Origin of the sequence: Vibrio neonatus (assembly GCF_024346975.1) — a bacterium.
Classification (GTDB): domain Bacteria; phylum Pseudomonadota; class Gammaproteobacteria; order Enterobacterales; family Vibrionaceae; genus Vibrio; species Vibrio neonatus.
On the sequence record NZ_AP024885.1, the window covers coordinates 2,091,942 to 2,112,644 of the forward strand.

General features: G+C 42.2%; 22 protein-coding genes. 11 read left to right on the forward strand and 11 right to left on the reverse strand.

Annotated features, from left to right (window positions below; genetic code table 11):
* Positions 1 to 49: 49 nt before the first annotated feature.
* Both ulaG and ulaR read right to left on the reverse strand, forming a co-directional pair.
* The gene (gene ulaG / locus OCU38_RS09675; protein ID WP_152819533.1) at positions 50 to 1,117 is read right to left on the reverse strand and encodes an L-ascorbate 6-phosphate lactonase; all 1,068 of its coding nucleotides are present in this window, start codon (positions 1,115 to 1,117) and stop codon (positions 50 to 52) included.
* A 130-nt stretch (positions 1,118 to 1,247) separates the two neighbouring features.
* Complete coding sequence (gene ulaR, locus OCU38_RS09680; protein WP_261822928.1) at positions 1,248 to 2,003, reverse strand: HTH-type transcriptional regulator UlaR; 756 nt, start codon at positions 2,001 to 2,003, stop codon at positions 1,248 to 1,250.
* 358 nt (positions 2,004 to 2,361) lie between these two features.
* Here ulaR and OCU38_RS09685 point away from each other — a divergent pair, with 358 nt between their 5' ends.
* The 6 genes from OCU38_RS09685 (at position 2,362) to OCU38_RS09710 (ending at position 7,877) form a co-directional block, all read left to right on the forward strand.
* Positions 2,362 to 4,158: a PTS ascorbate-specific subunit IIBC gene (locus OCU38_RS09685; protein ID WP_261822929.1), complete on the forward strand. Its 1,797-nt coding sequence runs from the start codon at positions 2,362 to 2,364 to the stop codon at positions 4,156 to 4,158.
* A gap of 80 nt (positions 4,159 to 4,238) precedes the next feature.
* Positions 4,239 to 4,712, forward strand: coding sequence for a PTS sugar transporter subunit IIA (locus OCU38_RS09690; protein ID WP_261822930.1), 474 nt, complete (start codon positions 4,239 to 4,241; stop codon positions 4,710 to 4,712).
* A 33-nt stretch (positions 4,713 to 4,745) separates the two neighbouring features.
* Positions 4,746 to 5,444, forward strand: coding sequence for an L-ribulose-5-phosphate 4-epimerase (locus tag OCU38_RS09695; RefSeq protein ID WP_261824272.1), 699 nt, complete (start codon positions 4,746 to 4,748; stop codon positions 5,442 to 5,444).
* Positions 5,445 to 5,481: 37 nt separating this feature from the next.
* A complete protein-coding gene (locus OCU38_RS09700; protein ID WP_261822931.1) occupies positions 5,482 to 6,303 on the forward strand; it encodes a Cof-type HAD-IIB family hydrolase in 822 nt (273 codons plus the stop codon).
* A gap of 3 nt (positions 6,304 to 6,306) precedes the next feature.
* Positions 6,307 to 6,954 carry a 3-keto-L-gulonate-6-phosphate decarboxylase UlaD gene (locus OCU38_RS09705; protein ID WP_261822932.1) on the forward strand — a complete coding sequence of 216 codons (648 nt, stop codon included), beginning with the start codon at positions 6,307 to 6,309 and terminating at the stop codon, positions 6,952 to 6,954.
* 8 nt (positions 6,955 to 6,962) lie between these two features.
* The gene (locus tag OCU38_RS09710) at positions 6,963 to 7,877 is read left to right on the forward strand and encodes an L-ribulose-5-phosphate 3-epimerase (RefSeq protein WP_261822933.1); all 915 of its coding nucleotides are present in this window, start codon (positions 6,963 to 6,965) and stop codon (positions 7,875 to 7,877) included.
* 40 nt (positions 7,878 to 7,917) lie between these two features.
* Here OCU38_RS09710 and OCU38_RS09715 read toward each other — a convergent pair whose 3' ends face one another.
* The 3 genes from OCU38_RS09715 to OCU38_RS09725 are packed head-to-tail and all read right to left on the reverse strand — an operon-like array spanning position 7,918 to position 8,749.
* On the reverse strand, positions 7,918 to 8,310 hold the full coding sequence (locus OCU38_RS09715; RefSeq protein ID WP_261822934.1) for a hypothetical protein: 393 nt from the start codon (positions 8,308 to 8,310) through the stop codon (positions 7,918 to 7,920).
* Entirely contained in the window at positions 8,310 to 8,585 is a 276-nt protein-coding gene (yidD, locus tag OCU38_RS09720; protein ID WP_315972555.1) for a membrane protein insertion efficiency factor YidD, read from the reverse strand. Before yidD ends, OCU38_RS09715 begins: the two co-directional genes overlap by 1 nt.
* A complete protein-coding gene (locus OCU38_RS09725) occupies positions 8,537 to 8,749 on the reverse strand; it encodes a DUF4177 domain-containing protein (protein WP_261822935.1) in 213 nt (70 codons plus the stop codon). Before OCU38_RS09725 ends, yidD begins: the two co-directional genes overlap by 49 nt.
* A 413-nt stretch (positions 8,750 to 9,162) precedes the next feature.
* On the opposite strand from OCU38_RS09725, the gene OCU38_RS09730 reads away from it, so the two are divergent.
* On the forward strand, positions 9,163 to 9,549 hold the full coding sequence (locus OCU38_RS09730) for a hypothetical protein (RefSeq protein WP_240432728.1): 387 nt from the start codon (positions 9,163 to 9,165) through the stop codon (positions 9,547 to 9,549).
* A 528-nt stretch (positions 9,550 to 10,077) separates the two neighbouring features.
* Positions 10,078 to 11,121, forward strand: coding sequence for a polysaccharide lyase family 7 protein (locus OCU38_RS09735; protein ID WP_261822936.1), 1,044 nt, complete (start codon positions 10,078 to 10,080; stop codon positions 11,119 to 11,121).
* Positions 11,122 to 11,396: 275 nt separating this feature from the next.
* Here OCU38_RS09735 and OCU38_RS09740 read toward each other — a convergent pair whose 3' ends face one another.
* The 4 genes from OCU38_RS09740 to OCU38_RS09755 form a co-directional block, all read right to left on the reverse strand.
* Entirely contained in the window at positions 11,397 to 12,248 is an 852-nt protein-coding gene (locus OCU38_RS09740; RefSeq protein ID WP_315972556.1) for an amino acid ABC transporter ATP-binding protein, read from the reverse strand.
* Positions 12,241 to 12,906, reverse strand: coding sequence for an amino acid ABC transporter permease (locus OCU38_RS09745; protein ID WP_261822937.1), 666 nt, complete (start codon positions 12,904 to 12,906; stop codon positions 12,241 to 12,243). Before OCU38_RS09745 ends, OCU38_RS09740 begins: the two co-directional genes overlap by 8 nt.
* A gap of 23 nt (positions 12,907 to 12,929) precedes the next feature.
* A complete protein-coding gene (locus OCU38_RS09750; RefSeq protein ID WP_152819522.1) occupies positions 12,930 to 13,571 on the reverse strand; it encodes an amino acid ABC transporter permease in 642 nt (213 codons plus the stop codon).
* A 112-nt stretch (positions 13,572 to 13,683) separates the two neighbouring features.
* On the reverse strand, positions 13,684 to 14,529 hold the full coding sequence (locus OCU38_RS09755) for a transporter substrate-binding domain-containing protein (protein ID WP_390625222.1): 846 nt from the start codon (positions 14,527 to 14,529) through the stop codon (positions 13,684 to 13,686).
* Between the two features lie 205 nt (positions 14,530 to 14,734).
* Here OCU38_RS09755 and pdxR point away from each other — a divergent pair, with 205 nt between their 5' ends.
* Positions 14,735 to 16,225, forward strand: a complete 1,491-nt coding sequence (gene pdxR, locus OCU38_RS09760; protein WP_261822938.1) for a MocR-like pyridoxine biosynthesis transcription factor PdxR — start codon at positions 14,735 to 14,737, stop codon at positions 16,223 to 16,225.
* A gap of 94 nt (positions 16,226 to 16,319) precedes the next feature.
* Here pdxR and OCU38_RS09765 read toward each other — a convergent pair whose 3' ends face one another.
* Entirely contained in the window at positions 16,320 to 17,633 is a 1,314-nt protein-coding gene (locus OCU38_RS09765; protein ID WP_261822939.1) for an aspartate aminotransferase family protein, read from the reverse strand.
* Between the two features lie 217 nt (positions 17,634 to 17,850).
* Between OCU38_RS09765 and OCU38_RS09770 the strand changes: the two genes are divergently transcribed.
* Both OCU38_RS09770 and OCU38_RS09775 read left to right on the forward strand, forming a co-directional pair.
* Positions 17,851 to 18,555, forward strand: coding sequence for a sulfite exporter TauE/SafE family protein (locus OCU38_RS09770; protein WP_261822940.1), 705 nt, complete (start codon positions 17,851 to 17,853; stop codon positions 18,553 to 18,555).
* A gap of 13 nt (positions 18,556 to 18,568) precedes the next feature.
* Entirely contained in the window at positions 18,569 to 19,321 is a 753-nt protein-coding gene (locus tag OCU38_RS09775) for an SDR family NAD(P)-dependent oxidoreductase (RefSeq protein WP_261822941.1), read from the forward strand.
* A gap of 198 nt (positions 19,322 to 19,519) precedes the next feature.
* On the opposite strand, the gene OCU38_RS09780 is transcribed toward OCU38_RS09775, so the two are convergent.
* Positions 19,520 to 20,578 (reverse strand): polysaccharide lyase family 7 protein, encoded by a 1,059-nt coding sequence (locus tag OCU38_RS09780; RefSeq protein WP_152819517.1) that lies wholly within the window; start codon positions 20,576 to 20,578, stop codon positions 19,520 to 19,522.
* Between the last annotated feature and the right edge of the window lie 125 nt (positions 20,579 to 20,703).

Sequence of the window (20,703 nt, forward strand, 5' to 3'; positions counted from 1 at the left end):
AAATAAAAGGAGCCTAGGCTCCTTTTATTTTTACTTATTGTTTGTATTTCTATAAAAATGCACGGTACGGCAATTCTGGATCATTTTTAAATATATCAGCAAAGCCTCTAAAGTGTTGGTAATGCATACGGCCTTTATCGGTTGGGTACGTATAGCGACCACCTACCTGCCAGAAGAAAGGTGCAAACCCATATTGCAGACGCTCTTTTTTCATATTCCATAGCATCTCAATTTCGCGCGGATCATTTTGGAAGTTTGCCCAAATATCATGGTGGAATGGCACAACAACTTCACAATTTAAAGACTCAGCCGCACGCAAAATATCAGAAGAGGTCATTTTATCTGTCACCCCTCTTGGGTTTTCACCGTAAGAAAGTAACGCCACATCAATTTTATAATCATTACCATGCTTCGCGTAATAGTTAGAGTAATGAGAATCACCAGAGTGGTAAACAGAGCCACCGGTTGTTTCAACTAAGTAGTTCACTGCGCGGTCATCCATACCATCTAAAATGCTCTTATCTAAAGACGATGTCCCTTCTGGAAGCGTTACTAACGCTGTACGATCGAACGCATCTAATACTTTAATTGTGACGTCTTTAATGCTAATTTCGTCGCCAACACGCGCAATCACGCAGCGATCTTCAGGCACTCCCCACTTCATCCATAAATCAACACACGCTTTAGGGCCGATGAATTTAACGTGATCTTCGCAGTTTTGTAAAACAGCCGCCGCGACATTAATATCAATATGATCACCATGATCATGAGAGGCCATCACTGCATCAATCTCTTTAATCGCAAACGGGTCTAGAGGAAAAATCGCTGTACGCAAGTTAGGTTGCAACGCTTCAACTCCGCCCATACGCATCATCTGATGCTGGTTTTTCATTTTTTGTACTTGCTGAGTTTTTTTACCCGTACCACACCAAAAATCCATTGATAGGTTTGCGCCACCTTCAGATTTTAGCCAGATACCGGTACACCCTAACCACCACATAGAGAAAGTATTTGGTTGCACAACCGTTTGCTCGATCTCTTCATTCAACCAAGTGCCCCACTCTGGAAATGTATTTAGAATCCATGACTCGCGAGTAATTTCATTTACGTTGCTCATATATTATACCTTCTATTTCTTAATTTTTATTTTATGTAGGGTGCTAGGTGTCTTAATTAGAGATTAAGACACTTTGCTTATTTAATAATATTTATGTATTAAGCTATTTAAAATTCAATATTAGTTCTGATTAAACTAAAATAACTTTTGTACCTTGCTTTTCAATTGCTCGAATAACGTCAGGATCGGCATTTTTCCCCGTCACGATAATGTCTATTTGTGTGACTGAACAAAATAACATTCCTGTTCTTTGGCCTATTTTGGAACTGTCTACCACAACGACTAATTTATCAATTTGTTGCAACATCTGCTGCTCAGCAACCGCTGTCAACATGTCTGCTTTATACAAGCCAGCTTCCGTCAATCCCTTACCAGAAGTAAACATCCAGTTGCCCGCATAACCGCTCAGTGAGTTAGGTGCCGGATTTAAAAAGATCCCTTTGGCTTTGTTATATTGGCCGCCCAAAATAATCAAATCATCATGATCTTCGTTGATTAAGTAACTCACCAATGGAAAATAATTGGTTACAATTTGCACGTCATCGCTACACAATTGCTGACCCAGTAAGAAAGCCGTAGAACCACAGTTCACAACCACACTATCGCCTGGTTGACATAACGCCGCTGCCGCTTTCGCGATCAATGCTTTCTCTTCATAAAACTCAGTGCTGTTGATATTTAAAGGTGACCATTTGCTTTTGAAACTCTCAATACGCTCAGCACCGTTACGCACTTTCTTTAGCTTGCCGATCTCATCCAGCTTTGAAATATCTCGCCTTGCTGTCGCAGGAGAAACATTAAAGTTATCAATGATATTGGAAACACTGATTGTCTGCTTATCTTCCAATAGCGACAAAATCCCATTGTGCCTTTGAACTTCATTCATCTTAAACGCTCGATTCATCTTAATGATGATTTGATGACTTACTTTGATTATTTATGATTCTAGTAATCATAGAAGTGATTGTCAATGCTCTTGCAAATGGATCTCAATTAGAGGTTAAAAAACGAGGTTTAAATCACAAACAATCATAAGGTATTGATTTTAATGGATTTTACTGTTTTCCAGTGATCATAATCTCGTTTATGAGCTTTGCTAACAAGAATAATTGATTCACGTCAAAGTAATCACAATCGAGCATTGCATGATTACTTTTGATTGTTAAAGTCTGACTCGTGAGCAAAAAAATAGTAACTAAATCCTACAAACCATAAAAACAACAAATATTATTAGGGGTAAAGATATGGAGTTCATTTACGATATTTTCTATATTTTTTACAGTCAGGTAATGACCAAAGCACCATTGTTGCTCGGGTTAGTGACTTGTCTGGGATATATACTTCTCAAACGGGATGCCACAACGGTCATCTCGGGTTCAATAAAAACCATTGTCGGCTTCATGATTGTACAAGTGGGTGCAGGCACGCTGGTTGCAGGTTTTAAACCTGTCATTGCGAAGATGAGTGAAATTCACGGCCTTACTGGTTCAGTGATAGACCCGTATACAACCATGATGGCAACCATGGAAACCATGGGGGATAACTACTCTTGGGTTGGATACGCTGTATTACTGGCGTTAGGACTCAATATCCTTCTGGTTGCGTTTCGTCGTATAACCGGTATTCGAACTATCATGCTAACGGGACACATCATGTTCCAACAAGCGGGTTTGATTGCGGTATTTTACTTCGTACTAGGCACTAGCATGTGGGAGACCATCATATATTCCGCTATTTTAATGGCGCTATATTGGGGTATCTCGGCAAACATCATGTTCAAACCTACCCAAGAAGTCACTGGCGGGGCTGGTTTTTCCATTGGTCACCAACAGCAGTTTGCATCGTGGATTGCGGTGAAAGTTGCACCAAAACTAGGCGACAAAAATGACAGTGTTGATCATATAAAGCTGCCGAAATGGCTGCATATTTTCCACGACAGTATCGCCGCTACTACCCTTGTAATGACGGGCTTCTTCGGCATTATTCTTCTTTCTTTTGGCCTTGATAACCTGCAAGACATGGCAGGCAAAACACATTGGCTAATCTACATTTTTGAAACCGGTCTTAAGTTCGCCGTTGCTATCCAAGTTATCGTTACTGGCGTACGTATGTTTGTTGCCGAGCTTTCTGAAGCCTTCAACGGTATTTCACAAAGACTGATCCCAAATGCGGTACTGGCGATTGATTGTGCGGCGATTTATGCCTACTCACCAAATGCGATGGTATTCGGTTTCATGTGGGGCGCGGTAGGTCAATTTACAGCTGTACTCGCAATGCTTGCCTTTGATGCACCAATCATGATTATCCCAGGCTTCATCCCAATGTTCTTCTCTAACGCCACCATAGGTGTGTTCGCAAACCACTTTGGCGGTTGGAAAGCGGTTATGAAGATCTGTTTTGTGATGGGTATTATCGAAGTCGTTGGTTCGGCTTGGGCAATCCATATCTTTGCTCAATCAGGTACTGAGTTTAATGGCTGGATGGGCATGGCCGATTGGGCATTAGTCTTCCCTCCTGTGATGCAAGGTCTGTCAGGTTCAGGTCTATTCTTCTTCCTTATTTTAGCTCTTGCTGGTGTCTATATGTACTTTGCATCAAAACAGCTACGCGCTGAAGAAGACGCTGAAATGGAAACTCAAACCATGACAGCAGTTACCCCAGAAGGCATCGAAGTTGAACTGCCTGTGCAACAAGCATCAACACAAGCAAGCCAAACATCAACTGTAAGCACTGAAAACCAAGCACCGGTTCGCATCTTAGTCTGCTGTGGTTCAGGTCAAGGCTCGTCAATGATGTGTTCCAAGAAAATCAAAGAGTATTTAGATAAGCAAGGCGTTCCAAGCACCACCTTTAATAGCGCTATTACTGATTATAAATCTCACCTTTCTTCATTCGACATCATTGTTACCTCTGTTGCTCTAGCTGAAAAAATTACTGGGCTACCAGAAGGCAAACAACAACTTGCAGTGAAGAATATGATTATGGTGAAAACCTTTGGTGATGAACTGGTTTCATTAATCAAAAATAATTTTCATAAGTAGTCACTAAAAATCTAAATAACAACCGCTCAGTGGGATACGCCCGCTGAGCTATAAAAATAAATGAAAAGATGGGTAAGACTATGAACTTAAAAGAATCTCTAATCCACAACCACTCTATCCTACTCAATGCAAAAGCAGACGATTGGAAGCAAGCCATTAAATTGGGTACCGATGTTTTAGTTAAAGCCAATGTTGTTGAAGAGCGTTATTACGATGCCATCGTCAGCGCCGTTGCCGAAGAAGGCCCATACATCTGCATTCATGATGCTTTTGCTCTCTCCCACTCTCGCCCTGAAGATGGCGTAATAAAAACTGGCTTTGCATTAACCGTCTTAGAAACTCCGGTGTTTTTTGATGGTGTAGATGAGCCTATTGATGTGCTGGTTACTTTGGCTGGCAAAGACTCCGAAGAACATATTGAAGGCACCATGCAAATCGCAAATCTGATTGAATTTGATGAAGATTTTTCTTTGCTTAGAGCCTGTAAAACGGCCAACGATGTTGCGCAATTAATTGATGCTGCACTTGCCGCTGTAGAAGGCGAAGCCGCTTAAGGAGATAACATGCCAGTATGTCATACACCTTCTATATATCACGATCTCAAACAGCGTGTTCTAGAAGCCAATTTGCAACTGCCAAAATATGGCTTGGTCACTTTTACTTGGGGCAATGTTTCTGAAATTGACCGCCAACTGGGCGTGATTGCGATTAAGCCATCGGGAGTGGAATACGATGATATGACGATCAACCACATTGTGGTGGTTGATCTAGGTGGCGCAATCATTGAAGGAGAGTTAAACCCCTCTAGCGACACTGCCACGCATATAGAAATCTATAAAGCCTTTCCCAACGTTGGTGGCGTTGTGCACACTCATTCGCGCAGTGCGACAATTTGGGCGCAAGCAGGTATAGATATTCCAGCACTTGGTACCACTCATGCTGACTATTTTTACGGTGATATCCCCTGCACTCGTCGTCTATCTAACACCGAAATTGCTCAGGAATATGAAAGAAATACTGGCCTTGTCATCGTGGAAGAGTTTTCTCAACGCCGCATTGATCCTATGGCTGTCCCTAGCGCCATTGTTGCTGGGCATGCACCATTTTCTTGGGGGAAAAATGCTAAAGATGCAGTGCACAATGCGGTAGTACTAGAAGAAATATCCGCCATGGCGCTTGCCACCAGAGCGCTCAATAGTGGCATCAAACTGCAACCTGAACTGTCCGATAAACACTACTTACGTAAGCATGGCGAAAATGCTTATTACGGACAGGAGAGGCATTAACCAATAAGGGTTAACGCCATATATGAGAGCCAATTTTATGTATAAAGTGTTAGCGTTAGATCTTGATGGTACAGTGCTGACCGATAAGCACACCATCCACCCCAAAGTAAAACAAGCCATTGCGGATTTAAAGCGCGATTATCATGTGGTCATAGTGACAGGACGACATCATACCGCCGCCAGACCTTACTATTATGAGCTCGGGCTAGGTACTCCAATCATCTGCTGCAATGGCACCTATATTTATGACTATCACAATGAAGCCATACTGCAGCAAAATGCCATCAGCCATTTTAATGCATTAACGTTTATTGATTTAGCGGAAGAGTTTCAACTGAAAATGGTCATGTACATTACCGATGCTATGACCTATTCCAACTACAACCCATTTGAATACATGTTGGCATTGGAAAGCTGGGCAGAAACCGCCCCTGAAGCGCATCGCCCCAAAATTTATCGAGTTAATTCATTTATTGAAGCCGCGAATAAGACCCAATATATCTGGAAGTTCGTCGTCGAAGGCGATCAGCAATCCATTGATATCCTCATGCAACACTCATGGATAAAAGCCAACTTTAATGGGGAGCGTTCATGGGCAAATCGAATTGATTTTTCTGCCACAGGAAACAACAAAGGCCTACGTCTAGCTGAGTATGTCGAGCGATTAGGTTATCAAGCCTCACAAGTCATCGCAGTCGGTGACAATCACAATGATATCTCCATGCTCGAATACGCAGGATTAGGCGTTGCAATGCAAAATGCTGATGACCTCGTCAAATCTTACGCACAGAAAGTGTGCCCAACAGACAACAATTGCGATGGTTTAGCCCATCTATTACGTGAACAATTAAAAGGATAACCCATGACTAAACCAATGATTCAAATCGCCCTAGATCAAACCAACCTAGCCGCGGCTATAGAAGTAGCTAATAACGTGGAAAGCTTTGTCGATGTAATTGAAGTTGGAACGATTCTCGCTTTTGCTGAAGGGATGAACGCGGTATCCACATTACGTAAAAATCATCCCAATCACATTCTGGTCTGTGATATGAAAACAACCGATGGCGGAGCGATTTTAGCGCAGATGGCCTTTGAAGCTGGCGCTGACTGGATCACCGTTTCCGCAGCGGCTCATATCGCGACAATTGATGCATGTAAAAAAGTGGCCGATAAATTTGACGGTGAAATCCAAATTGAAATTTATGGAAACTGGACCATGCAAGATGCGCAATCTTGGGTTGATTTAGGTATTTCACAAGCCATTTATCATCGCTCTAGAGATGCTGAGCTTGCAGGTGTCGGTTGGACCGAAGAAGACTTAGTCAAAATGCGCGCCCTGTCAGAGTTAGGTATCGAGCTATCAATTACTGGCGGCATAGTCCCAGAAGACTTGTACTTATTTGAAGGCATCAAAGCCAAAACCTTTATTGCAGGACGCGCTCTTGCCGGTGACAAAGGCAAGCAAACAGCAGAGGCATTAACAGCCCAAATTAATCGCTACTGGAATTAGGTGTCGATATGTATACAAACTTATCACGTCATCGTGTAGGGCTATATGAAAAAGCACTGCCTAATACTATGGGTTGGGAAGAAAAGCTCATCACAACCAAACAGCTCGCATTTGATTTTTTAGAGATTTCGATTGATGAATCCGATGAACGTCGCAGTCGACTTGATTGGACTGATGAGGAGATCTACACGCTAAGAAGGCTTTGTGAAAAACACCAGATTCCTCTGCAATCTATGTGTTTAAGTGCTCACCGAAAGTTCCCGTTTGGCTCAGCTGATCCAGATATTAGAGAGCAAGCGGTAATCCACATGCAAAAAGCCATTACCTTGGCTTACAAGTTGGGTATTCGCACTATTCAGCTTGCCGGTTACGATGTCTATTATGAGCCCGCAAATCAAGAGACTCATCAACGTTTTATCGAAGGCATGAAGCTTTGTGCCCAACTTGCTGAGCGCGCTGGGGTCATGTTGGCTGTAGAGATCATGGATACTGACTATCTAAACTCTTTGAGTAAATTTGAAGTATTAAATAGAGAAATCAATTCACCATACTTTACCGCCTACCCAGATGTGGGCAACATTTCTGGCTGGAACTATGACATTGTCACTGAGCTGAAATTAAGTAAACCTCATATCACCCAGATCCACTTAAAAGATACGTATAAAGTCACCTCTGACTACCAAGGACAGTTCAGAGATCTCATTATTGGTGAGGGTGAGGTGAACTTTAATGCTATTTTTAACACCCTTAAAGAAACGGAATGTTACGTACCATTAGTAATAGAAATGTGGGCGCATGATGACAACTGGAGAAAAAACATCATTACAGCTCAAAGACGTTTAAATGAGGCTTGTAGCCATGCTCAATTGCCTTGGTTATTTGAACTCAACCCAGATACTTGCTTAAAAGCTATCTTTCATTAAATACGAGCTTAGGCAATTTATGCACTTGCACAAATTGCCTTTACTTTCCTAGCTGCAAATCAGTATAAATTTGATAGGACACTTGATAGTTGTAGTTTCTGGCGATTCTTTGCGAAAAAAACAGCTGTGGTAGCTCGAACAAAAACAGAGCGATAAAAAACCAAATACCCCAACTTTCTCCAAGCATAAACCCCACTAGTGCCAAAATAGACCCCAGTAATTCAGCGACAAAAAGCCAATACCTTTTTAGGTAGCAATGATGAATGCCAAATAGGAAAAACCAATTTAAACAGGCATAGGTATCGGGATCTTTAAGTTGTTTAGATTGCTGCTGAAAATAAGATTTTCGATGGCGATCAGACAGTTGAGCAACCAGTAAACGCAGTTGCTCTTCTTTATGCTCAACCTTCTCCAATGAATCATAAAAATGCATCAAGGTACCTTATCCACGATTTTTTCGACTAAATCAGGTTGGCTACAGCGTTTAATCCGAGCCAAACCTAACTGCCAGCCCTTTAGAGCCCCATACTTTTGAATACATTGCTTCGTATATTCAGAGCAGGTCGGCTCAAAATTGCACTCAGTATTAAAATATCGCCGAGAGCCACCGCCTGCTTGATAACGCTTAATCAATGCTAAAGAGATAATCTTAAGCAATATTAGCGCCCTAAAGTAATGATGGCAGCTTCTCGTGACCAAAATAACCAAAAGCGTTTATGTTCAATAACTTGAAACACTAACTGCCAACCATCTTGTGCGTATTTATTAAGTTCTGCCTCAATTTTTTGCATAGGTAAACCGCTTGAGCCTAACAAAATAGTGCCACAACCACCCTCTACAATATGAACCACTTTGTACTCAATAAATCTCATTGATAATTATCCTTATTTGCTGAAATAGATATTGCTTATAAACAAAATCTTACTCCAATTTAACCTAAGTTATAACCTTAACTTTTTACTATTAAGGACAGATGAACATATAATTTTCTTTATTAACAAACAGATACAAACATCACTCGCTATCTAGAATAGATAAAATATATTCTAGAATTCATATTTCATAATAACCCTATGATAAAAAAAGAAAACTACGCCTGAATTCGAAAAGTAAAGTTGCGTAAGCTATGCTCAATTTTAACAATGTTAATATTGTTAATAAATAAACATTCGCAGGGGTAAAAAATATGAATATAAAACCGATAAAAATTGGTGTCTTGTTGAGTCTATTAACAATATTGTTTGGTTATGGACTAGGTTGTATATTTGGTGCAGCAAATAGTAGTATGAAAGATTATTTTCACGAACAAGTTTATGTCGTACATGCCGATAACTTCTCTAATGTGAAAGATCAAGATACTGCATTTTCTAAAGCCAAAGATTACATTAAGCGTGCTCACCTACACTCTGCTGCAATGGGTACAGCCTCACTAGTGACGATCTTAGCTCTAGGCTTTTGCAACATCTCAGATAAAAAGAAAAAAGTTGTGAGTACAGTGACAGGCTTAGGTGCATCAGGTTACGGCGTCTTTGTATGGACATTAATGGCTTTTGTCACACCAATGATTGGCAAATCCGCAGCTCACGAAGCCATCGCAATTCTCGCCATACCGACAGGTTTAGCACTGGTTTTTGGTACTATGGCAACCATATATTACGTCTTCAAAGAGTAATAGTTGTACAAGTCTAAAATAGCGATTGAGCTCAATCGCTATTTTTATTTACCACTATCTATTCAAACAATGAATTTAATTCACTCTCTAAATACAACTTCAATCTAAATTATATTTTACTGTATTGAGCAATATTAATATCACCTTAGTAAAATTCTACTGTGAATTACTCTGTTCAAAAACTCACTTCAATATCCCGCTAAGAAATACCTTTAGTTTCATAGCGTAAGCACTAATCACCACTAATTACTCATACCTATTAATCAATAGTAGCCCCGATCCCCAATCGATCTAGATCACATAAAATGCCATTATCTAATGTACATTCACATTCATTTTGTTTGCTTGAACAAGTAGCGTAACAGGGACAATTTTCTGCTCTCAATAACCTTAATTGTTCAATTATCAAGATCGAATAATCAATATATTTTAATTTGTGATCAAACAAACATATCCTAACTTAGAGGCTTTTTTTTTAAATCCACCTAACTATTATGTATGACAATAATACATACATGGGGTTACATTATGAAAAAGAGTCTCGTTATAGCTGGTTCGCTTTTATTTGCAGTACCTGCTTTTGCCAACATCAATAGCAATGGGGTTTCTCACCCAGTGCCTGCTGACAAGTTTGATATGACCAACTGGAAAATCACCATTCCTTCTGATATCAACAAAGATGGCAAAGTAGATGAAATTGAAGGCGTAGCAATGCTTAGCTACTCACACGACGATTTCTTTCATCTTGATAAAGACGGCAACCTAGTTTTTGAAGTACAAAACAAAGCTATTACTACTAAAAACTCTAAGAATGCTCGTTCTGAACTGCGTCAAATGCCTCGTGGTGCTAACTTCGATAACATTCTGACGGATTCAAAACTAAACCAGTGGGCTCTATCTAGCCACCCTCAAGCAGATCAATACAGCGCTGTTGGCGGAACGTTAGAAGCAACATTGAAAGTTAACCATGTTTCTATTCACGCTAAATACCCAGAAAAATACCCAGCATTCTCTGTTGTTGTAGGCCAAATTCACGCTAAGAAACACAATGACCTGATCAAAGCAGGTACTGGATATGGTCACGGCAACGAACCATTGAAAATTTTCTACAAAAAATTCCCTGGTCAAAAATACGGTTCAGTATTCTGGAACTACGAGCGTAACCTAGCGAAAAACGATCCAAATCGCCAAGACATCTCATACCCAGTATGGGGTAACACTTGGGAAAACACCGCAGCACCTGGTAAAGCAGGTATCGCACTTGGTGAAGAATTTAGCTACGCGGTGAAAGTTGAAGGCACTATGATGCACCTAACTTTCAATACAGCAAGACACGATACAGTGACTTACGATATCGACCTAAGCAAAGGTATTGATAAGAAAGACCATGCAACAGGTTATGCTGAAGATGATTTCTACTTCAAAGCCGGTGCATACGGTCAATGTAGCGTACAAGAAAAACACCCTGTTTGGGGCCCTGGCTGTGCAGGTACTGGTGACATCACTATCGACAGACAAAATGGCGACTACAACAGTGTGACCTTCTCTGCCTTGAAACTAAATGGTAAGTAATATTGTAAAACTCCTTCCTAGCAATATTTAACTCCCCACTTTGGCCTTTCACGCACCTACCGTGGAAGGCCTTTTTTTGTTCTTATTCTTTTCTTTTCCTAAACAATAAAACTCATACCAATCACACTAATTAAGTGATCAGAAATAGCGCAGGAAAAATGCTCGAGAACAAGGCAGAATTTTTCGATAAGTAGTTATTCTACAATCAAAAATTCTAACGCCGTTATCGAGTATTTTAACAAGCTAGAATGAGCAGTTATTTAGTACGATTGGTATCAATCCAGCTTCAAAAACTGTCTTACCCTTGGCGAGTCAGGATCGGTAAAGAATTTCTGAGGCGGGCTTTTTTCTATTAATATCCCTTTTTCTAGAAACACCACTTGGTTAGATACATTTCTCGCGAACTCCATCTCATGAGTCACCACCACCATGGTGTATCCCTCTTTTGATAACTTCTGCATAACCAATAGCACCTCATCCACCAGCTCAGGATCCAGCGCTGAGGTTGGCTCATCAAACAGTAAAACCTCTGGCTCCATTGCCAGCGCCCGAGCAATAGCAACGCGCTGTTTCTGACCGCCAGAAAGCATGCTGGGGTAACTATCCAATTTGTGTGACATGCCTACTTTTTCTAACTGCACTTTTGCTATCGCTTCCGCCTCTGGCTTGGACATTTTCTTAACGTGTAATAAAGCTTCCATCACGTTTTTTAGTACGGTTAAATGTGGCCAAAGGTTAAAGCCTTGAAACACCATTCCAATGCGCTCTCGCATTTTCGCTAATTCGCGATACTTCAGAGGCTTATTGGTTTTAGGATTAATGCCTACGCGCTCTTCTGCAACATGAATGGTGCCTCTCTCGGGCTGCTCAAGCCAGTTCATGCAGCGTAGCAATGTGGATTTTCCTGAGCCCGAAGAACCTAAAATACTGACAACCTCACCTTTCTTAATGGTTAAATTGATGTCTCTTAACACCTCAATGCCATCGAATTGCTTTGATAGGTTAAACACCTTCACAATATCTTCCGCCGCTATTGCAGGCTCAGTTGACTTAACAGGCAACTCAACAACAGAGGCCGCCTCTTCATACGATTCAACTGATGGGGTTTCTCTATTCTGATTAAGCATGACTTAGCCCTCTTTCCTGAACTTTATTTAGCGTAATTTTAGATAGCTGTTCAATGACGATACTGATCAGCCAATACAAAGCGATGGCGACAATAAACGCATTCAGCGGGATGAAATAAGTAGATTGAATACTATTGGCCGCAGCGGTGATTTCCCCTACCGTGATAATGCACAAAAAGGCGGTATCTTTGAGGCAAATAATCAACTGATTCGCTATCAAAGGCACAGATTTAAACAACACATTCGGAACGACAACACGAGTGAATATTTTAAACTTAGAAAATCCGCACGCTTGCGCGGCCTCGATGTATCCTGAATCTAACCCCTTGCGAATACCGCGAAAAATTTCGCAGAAATACGTACCGTGATAAAGGCTTAGTGAAATAACCCCTGCGGTAAATGCATCCATACGAATGCCCACTTGCGGTAAGCCGTAGTACAACAAATACGCCAAAATCAAAAAAGGCAATGTACGCATAATATTGATGGCTAACACCACCCCAGCTTTTAATCCCTTTGCGCCATTTTCTAATACATACAGCAATACCATTCCTAAGCCAAAGCTCACCAGTGATGCAATGATGAACAGCAGAAAAGTGTTGCCAAACCCAGAGATAAATATCTCCTTTTGCTGCCAGATGATTTCCCATTCACTCATAATGACTCCTTAATGTGGTGGTCTTAGCTGGTTAAATAGTCAGCTTTACGTTCCGCAATCTGCTGCGCCTTAATCAACATACCGATGATCAGCATATACAGTACGCCAGCACACAAGATAGGCAGCAAAGGCTCATAGGTCACAGCGGCAATTCGGTTGGTCACTCGCGTTAAATCAACCACGCCAATGACAGCAATGGCTGGGCTTCCCTTGATCAAAAAAGACATTTCATTAACCAGAGCAGGAAGACTCATAATCACCATTTGCGGAAACATAATGCGTCGAAAATAGGTTAGGCGCTGCATACCCAAAGCTTCCGCCGCCTCTTTTTGACCGTTAGAAAAATTGATGAAGGCATTTCTCCAAATCTCTGCATTAAATGCCGCGGTATTCAGGGTTAAACATAAAATGGCTGAAAAATGTTTATCTAAGTTAATGCCAAAAGAAGGGAAAGAGAGAAAAATAAACAAAGCTAAAGTCACTAAAGGCGTTGCTCTTGCCCAGCTGACATACACCCCGAGCACTTGATCAATGATAGGCAGTTTAGCCATTCTCAACAGAGCAATCACAAGCCCGATGACAACCCCTAAAGCAATAGAAACCATTGATATCCATGCCGTTGTCCATGCCCCATGAAACAATTGCATCCATGCGTAGTAATCCATATACACCTACTTGTCTGCTTGACTCATTAAACGGATATAAAAAGTAGGACCAAGGCCAACACAGTGTCAGAAATCTCTCAGCCAAGGTCGCTACAACGAAGATAATGGGGAATTAGTGCACCGCCGTTAGCTTGCGGTACTGCTCAACTGACACAATCGCCTCTGTCGGTAAGTCATCAAAAGACTCTCCAAACCATTTCTCCTGCAGTTCAGCCAAACGGCCAGTCTGTTTAAGGTGAGCAAAAAACTCACTCAGATACGCCAACAGTTCTGGGTGGCCCTTAGGCACAGGCCAGCTGACAAAACCTGGGCCTGAAACAGCCTCACCTTTCTTAAAGATCTTCGATTTGGCTTTAACCACTTCATTGACTGAGACCACGCTATTTATGACATAGTCCAAACGGCCATTGGCAAGGTCAGCATACGCTTCAGGGTAAGATTGATACTCAACCACTTTTCCGAGTTTTTTACCTTGAGACTCAAGCATGGCCTTTAGCTCAGGCAATCTTTCAAGTAATGCACTGCCCGCTTGTAGACCTAGAGTTTTACCGTCTAAATCACTGATTGTACTAGTACTGTCATCCTTAGCTCTTGCTATAAAGTAGTGCTGTGCTGACGCAATCGGTGGCGTAAAATCAAAAACTTTTAGGCGAGCATCAGTGATAATCGCCCCGGTCAATGCCAAGTCATACTGACCGGCGGACACAGAGGCAAGCAATCCTGTCCAAGGTAAAATATCTTGCTTCACCTCAAACTGAGAGTAGTTACGAAGCTCGTCCAGTAGGTCTTTGTTAATGCCGGTTGCTTTGCCTTGCGCAATAAAATTAAAGGGAGAGTAGTTATCCTCGGTAGCCACTTTTAACCCTGCACTGGCAAATGATGGCATTTCATCCGCGATGGCTAAGCTAGACATACCTAAAGTCATTGTTGTGACTGCAATCGCTAGCCATTTTGTCATTCCTTGTCTCATCATTCTTTCCTTGCTGTATTTTGTGGACACCTTCACTTTAGAGATGAGACAGCTTGATGGGTTAGATCCAATTATCAAAACCGCTTGGGACAGCATGTTAAAACAGCCGAATAATACCAAAGAGGTAGATTGGCTCATTTATTGCAACGACTAACGTAATACCATGAGTAACCAATATAGGGAGATTGACTCTATGGCGATCAATTACAGCTGTTTCATTGAATTTGATAGTAAAAGAAGCCTGCAAGAACAAGTTCGTGAATATTTAGTTAAGGCCATACTTGAAGGTATCTTCTCGGTCGATGAGGCTCTCCCCTCCTGTCGCAAGCTCTCCAGTCAATTGAAAGTATCTCGCAATACTGTGTCATTGGTGTACGAGGGATTAGCGGATGATGGTTACCTGATCAGTAAGCCAAGAAGTGGTTACTATCTGTCTGAAAAATATAGATTTAGACAACAGGAAGTAGAAGATGAGTTGGATCATTATGAAGCAGATAATCCAGTAAGTGCACCAAACTGGGCCAGTAAACTAAAAATATCCACCGACCGATTTCCACGTATTGTAAAGCCTTCACATTGGAGCTGTTATCAATACCCATTTATTTACGGTCAGCCCAGTATCAACGATTTTCCCTTAGCGCAATGGCGTGAATCGACACGCAAAGTGATTGCCGATCCTAACGATCATGGCTGGTTGTGTGACAAGGTAGATAAAGATGTGGAGTTGCTTGTTGAACAAATTCGCACTCGTGTTCTTCCGCAACGGGGAATTCATGCTAAAAGTGATGAGATTCTGATCACAATAGGCTCACAAAATGCCTTGTATTTAGTCTCTCAATTACTGATGGACAAAGGTTCTCGAGTTGGCGTTGAGAACCCCGGCTACAAAGAAGCAAACAATATTTTTGGCCTTTCTGGAGCGCAGCTCCACCCGCATACCGTTGATGAAGAAGGCTTAGTGCTCAATCAACTCTCCGCTATGTGTGACTACTTTTATGTCACTCCTAGCCATCAAGCTCCTACAGGAGTGACCATGAGCAAACAGCGTCGCAATGAATTATTGCAACAAGCACGAAAAAACGACGCCATCATTATTGAAGACGATTATGACTCTGACAGTAATTCTGAATGGGCACCTTTACCCGCGCTTAAAGCCCATGATAAAGACAATAGAGTCATTTATGTCAGCAGCTTCTCTAAGGTACTCGCTCCGGGGTTACGCCTTGGCTATATTGTTGCTCCTGAAGAGCTGATCTACGAACTGCGTACATTACGACGTTTAATGTATCGACACCCACCAAGTCGAGTGCAAATGGAAATGGCGCATTTTATCTCGCAAGGCTATTACGACAGTTTTCTTCGTCGCTTCAAAGAGAACACACGTCAGCGCTGGCAAACCATTAATGACGCCGTTGAGCACTATCTTCCGGATTGTGCTCGGCTGGCTAAAAATCACTACAGCAACGCATTGTGGTTAGAAACGCCAAACCAAATGAGTAGTCAGCGCCTCGCATCTCGCGCCTTATCCGGTGGCGTACTCATAGAGACGGGGTATTCGCACTTTATGGACCACAAGCAGTCTCACCCCGAAACCAATACCTTTTTTAGGCTCGGGTTTCATGCCATAGATAAAGCGCTCATTACTCCCGGAATTGAACAGTTGGCTAAAGTGATACGCAATTAACGCACCTTAATAGCGGTATCAATAGCGATAAAATAATAACACCAAGACAGATGTCTTGGCGTTTTTAAGATAGGCGTTAATCTCTAATAAGCGTTTAATCAAGCTCAGCCAGAGCTTGGCTAATGATAGCAACACCTTGCGCAATCTCATTTGGCTTAATGATCAACGGCGGAGCAACATGAATTCGATTATTCACAATAAAGGTCAATAGCCCTTTTTCCGTCATATTCGCTTTTAGAGAAGCAATCTTACTGTTGCTCAACGGCTCACGAGTCGCTCTATCTTCCACCAGCTCTAATGCCCAAAACATGCCTTTACCACGAATATCACCAATGCTCTGATGTTGCTCCATTAGCTCAATTAATGCGGGCCCTAACACCTTATTTCCAATCTCATCGGCATAGCGAACAATGCCCTCTTCTTCCATTGCATCTAAAGTGGCCACGATCGCTGACATAGCCAATGGATGCCCAGAATAAGTAAGGCCCCCCATAAAGAAATTACTTTTAAAGTATTCCGATATTGCTTCGCTGACTATCACACCACCGGCGGGTACATAACCAGAGTTCACCCCCTTAGCAAAGGTGATTAAATCAGGAGCTACATTAAAGTGTTCAAAGGCAAACCAGCGGCCTGTTCGACCAAACCCAACCATGACTTCATCAAAAATAAGCTGAATACCATGCTCGGTTGCAAGCTCTCTAACCCCTTGCAAGTAACCTTCTGGTGGTAACAAAAAGCCCGCTGTTCCCGGAATGGTTTCAAGGATAATCGCGGCAATGGCGTGCGGGCCTTCGCACTCAATAACACGTTTTAGATGTTGCAGAGCGCGTTCACACTCTTGCGCTTCGGTATGCGCGTTAAACTCGGTGCGATATAAGTAGGGATTAAAAAAATGCACATGCCCACGGCTGTATTCATTGGGTACTCGGCGAAAATCCCCAGTCGCGGCAATCGCGCTCCCCGTATTACCATGGTAGGAACGATAGGCTGACAACACCTTATCACGACCAGTGAACTGTCTTGCCATACGGATAGCATTTTCATTGGCATCTGCGCCTGCATTAGTAAAAAACACCTTTTTAAAGTTGCTCGGCGCTCTGTCTAAAATACGCTTAGCCGCCTCACCACGGGTAATATTAGCCGTAGCGGGAGCAATAGTGACTAAGGTTTCTGCCTGCGCTTTAATCGCATCAATGACCTTAGGATGCTGATGACCAATATTGGTATTCACCAACTGACTGCTGAAATCGAGATATTGCTTGCCCTCAAAGTCCCATAAGGTACACCCCTGAGCACCTGCGATTGCAATCGGTGGCGCTGACTCTTGTACTGACCAAGAGTGGAAGACATTCTTGTCTAATTCTACGACGTACTGATTTGAACCCTCTGTACCAAAGCCATCCATATTCATTCTCCTGTGCGATACCTAGACCATGTCGTTGTACTTGTTGTGTCCCAATATTTTGGCGATAAGTGATACGAAAGGCGTAGGGGCAGTTTAAAAAAAGCCTTGGGTCAGGCAACAACAAAGCTCTGCCTCAAACAATCTTTACAACTGGCTCTATGGCGAAACCCAATGCCTGATTACATTGATGAAATAAACAAATGACAGGTGAATGAGCATGGGGTTAGCAGCAGTATTAGTCTTCTTTGCAGGTATTGTCAGAGGGTACTGCGGCTTTGGTTTTGCCATTATTGCCGCCTTGTGTCTTAGCTTTATTTACTCCCCCTTTGACTCTATTGCCATTGCTTTGAGCTTAGATTTATTGAGTAGCTTAGGACTACTTCGCGGAGTGAAACAAGAAATAAACAAGCGACTGCTGGTTTTGCTGATTGTAGGAATGCTAGGGGCAATACCACTTTCCTTGCTATTTATTACGCAGGTGTCAGCCTATCAATTAAAAATGATGATCGCCGGCTTATCTTTGCTTGCAGGTGCATTGATCATGCTTAATTTGAAAATGAACTGGTTAAACCAACGTTATGCTTTATTAGCTGGTGCTATCTCAGGTTTTAGTATGACTACAGCCTCTGCCGGTGGCCCGCCTCTAGTGTTATACCTGTTAAATCTATCCCTTAACGCCCGCGAGTTAAGGGCAACGGCTATTGTATTTTTTATCTTCAGCTCAACGGCGTCATTAATGGGATTGCTGTACGTGGGCGCTATCTCTACTCACTCTATACAGTTTAGCTTGCTGCTCTTTCCTGCTGCCATGATTGGCAACCTTGTGGGTAAGAAGCTGTTTCGTCAGTACCCAAATCCATCACCCAGAAAAACCATAGCGCCTATTTTAATGCTATTAGCGCTACTCACTATTTTATTTTAAAAAGGAATTCAGCATGAAAAAGATCGCATTTATCACAGGTGCCACCTCAGGCTTTGGCAAGGCAGCCGCACACCGATTCGCCAAAGAAGGTTGGTCATTGGTGCTGTCCGGTCGCCGCTTAGAGCGACTCTTAGATTTAAAAGAAGAGCTCTGCGTACCGGTACATATAATACAACTGGATGTGCGTGATGCAGAGGCGGTAAAGCAAGCGGTCGATACGTTACCCGATGAGTTTTCAGCTGTGACGGCATTACTCAATAATGCTGGGCTTGCGCTTGCGCCACAAGGCGCGGCAGAAGTTGAACTGTCCGATTGGCATACGATGATCGATACCAACGTTACGGGATTGGTGAATGTCACACACGCATTATTGCCTACTCTCATCAAGACGGGTGCAGGGGCAAGCATTATCAATGTTGGCTCAATAGCCGGTCAATGGCCTTATCCAGGAAGCCATGTTTACGGCGCAAGTAAGGCTTTTGTTAAACAGTTCAGTTACAACCTAAGATGTGACCTGCAAGGAACGGGCGTGCGTGTCACAGACCTATCTCCAGGCATCGCTGAAACTGAGTTTACTTTAGTGCGTACTAAGGGCGATCAAAGTGCTTCAGATAATCTATACCAAAGCACTACCCCATTAAGCGCAGAAGATATTGCTGAGCAGATGTTCTATATTGCCTCACTACCCGATCACATCAATATAAACCGAGTTGAGGTGATGCCAACGCGTCAAGCTTGGTCTGCCTTTGCCATTGATCGTGATTAGTTATTTACTGACAAAAAGTACAGGCAAAAAAAAGAGCTTGCATATAGCAAGCTCTGAAAAAAACCGCGAGGGAAATCAAGCGTTAATCCTATAACTTACTTAATCCCCTAACCCTCACAGTTAATCAAGATGGCTAGCCCCCACCAGACATCTTGACTTGTTTGGTTGGCATTACTCAATAACGCCACTAAACCAATATTATTGGTCTAGGTTTAGCTTGTAGAAGCTAACTTGAGCGTAATCGCCTGCTTCAAGGCCGTTGTTTGAACAACCTGCTGAACCAGTATTACATTGGTTGTAGTTACCTGCTTTAAAGTACATCCAGTCATTTGCATAACCTTGGTCGTATTTGTCGCCTTTTAGGTGACCTTTAGCTAGGTTAACGTCAAACTCTTTAACTTCTTGGTTTGGCTGACCTGGGTTTTTAGTAAATGTTAGGTGCATGATGTCACCTTTAACGTTTACGTCGTAAGAGAAGATATCACCAAGTTTGATGCCATCAACTGGTTCTGCTGAACCTTGACGTAGGCCGTTTTGACCAAATACGTCTGTGCTGATGTCGTGACGGAATTTATATTCGTCACCTTTAGCGTTTGTTTCGTAGTTCCAGTAAACAGAGCCGTATTCGTGCTCAGGTAGTTTACGGTATACGATTTTTAGAGGTTCGTTTTTAGAGCCGTGGATTTGGCCGATAACGGTCGCGAATGCGCCACCTTTTTTGTAGTTACCGCTTGTACTTACCCAATCAACCGCAAGAGTTGCGCTCATGTGACCGCCAATCGCACCGTATTTTTCTGCATCTTTAGTAGACGCAACAGTGAAGTTGTTCTTAGGTGATGAGTAATCGTCAGATAGCATTGCACGAAGTTCACTACGAGCATTCTTAGAGTTAGGTGTTGTCATTGCTTTGTTAGGAGCTTTGAACACCATTGCACCTGTAGTTTGGTCAGTGTAGAACCACTGCGCTTGAGAGAAAGGCTTCTCTTTGTTGTTTAGCATTGACTTGTAAATTTCCATTACTTTGCCAGCGCGTTCAGCCTTATCGTCATCCATAGGCAGGTTTAGTTTAAACTTAGATAGGTCAAAGTTCTCAGCAGGAGCTTTGGTTACGTCCAAGTTGTATTGAGCCGCAAGTTGCGGATCTTGGTTAGCCGGTGTGGCTGATGCAGTATCAGGAGAAGAAGCTGTAGAACAACCTGCTAGGCCAGCGACAAGCGCTGAAACAACAACAGCAGCAATCTTATTTTTTGTATGCATTTTAACCTCTAAGATTTTTATTTATAGCATAGCTGGCCACGAGAAAATTCTGGTGGCCAGCAATAAACATGCTAAAACAATACATTAATATAGTATTACAATATAGATGCAAAGATCACGATTTG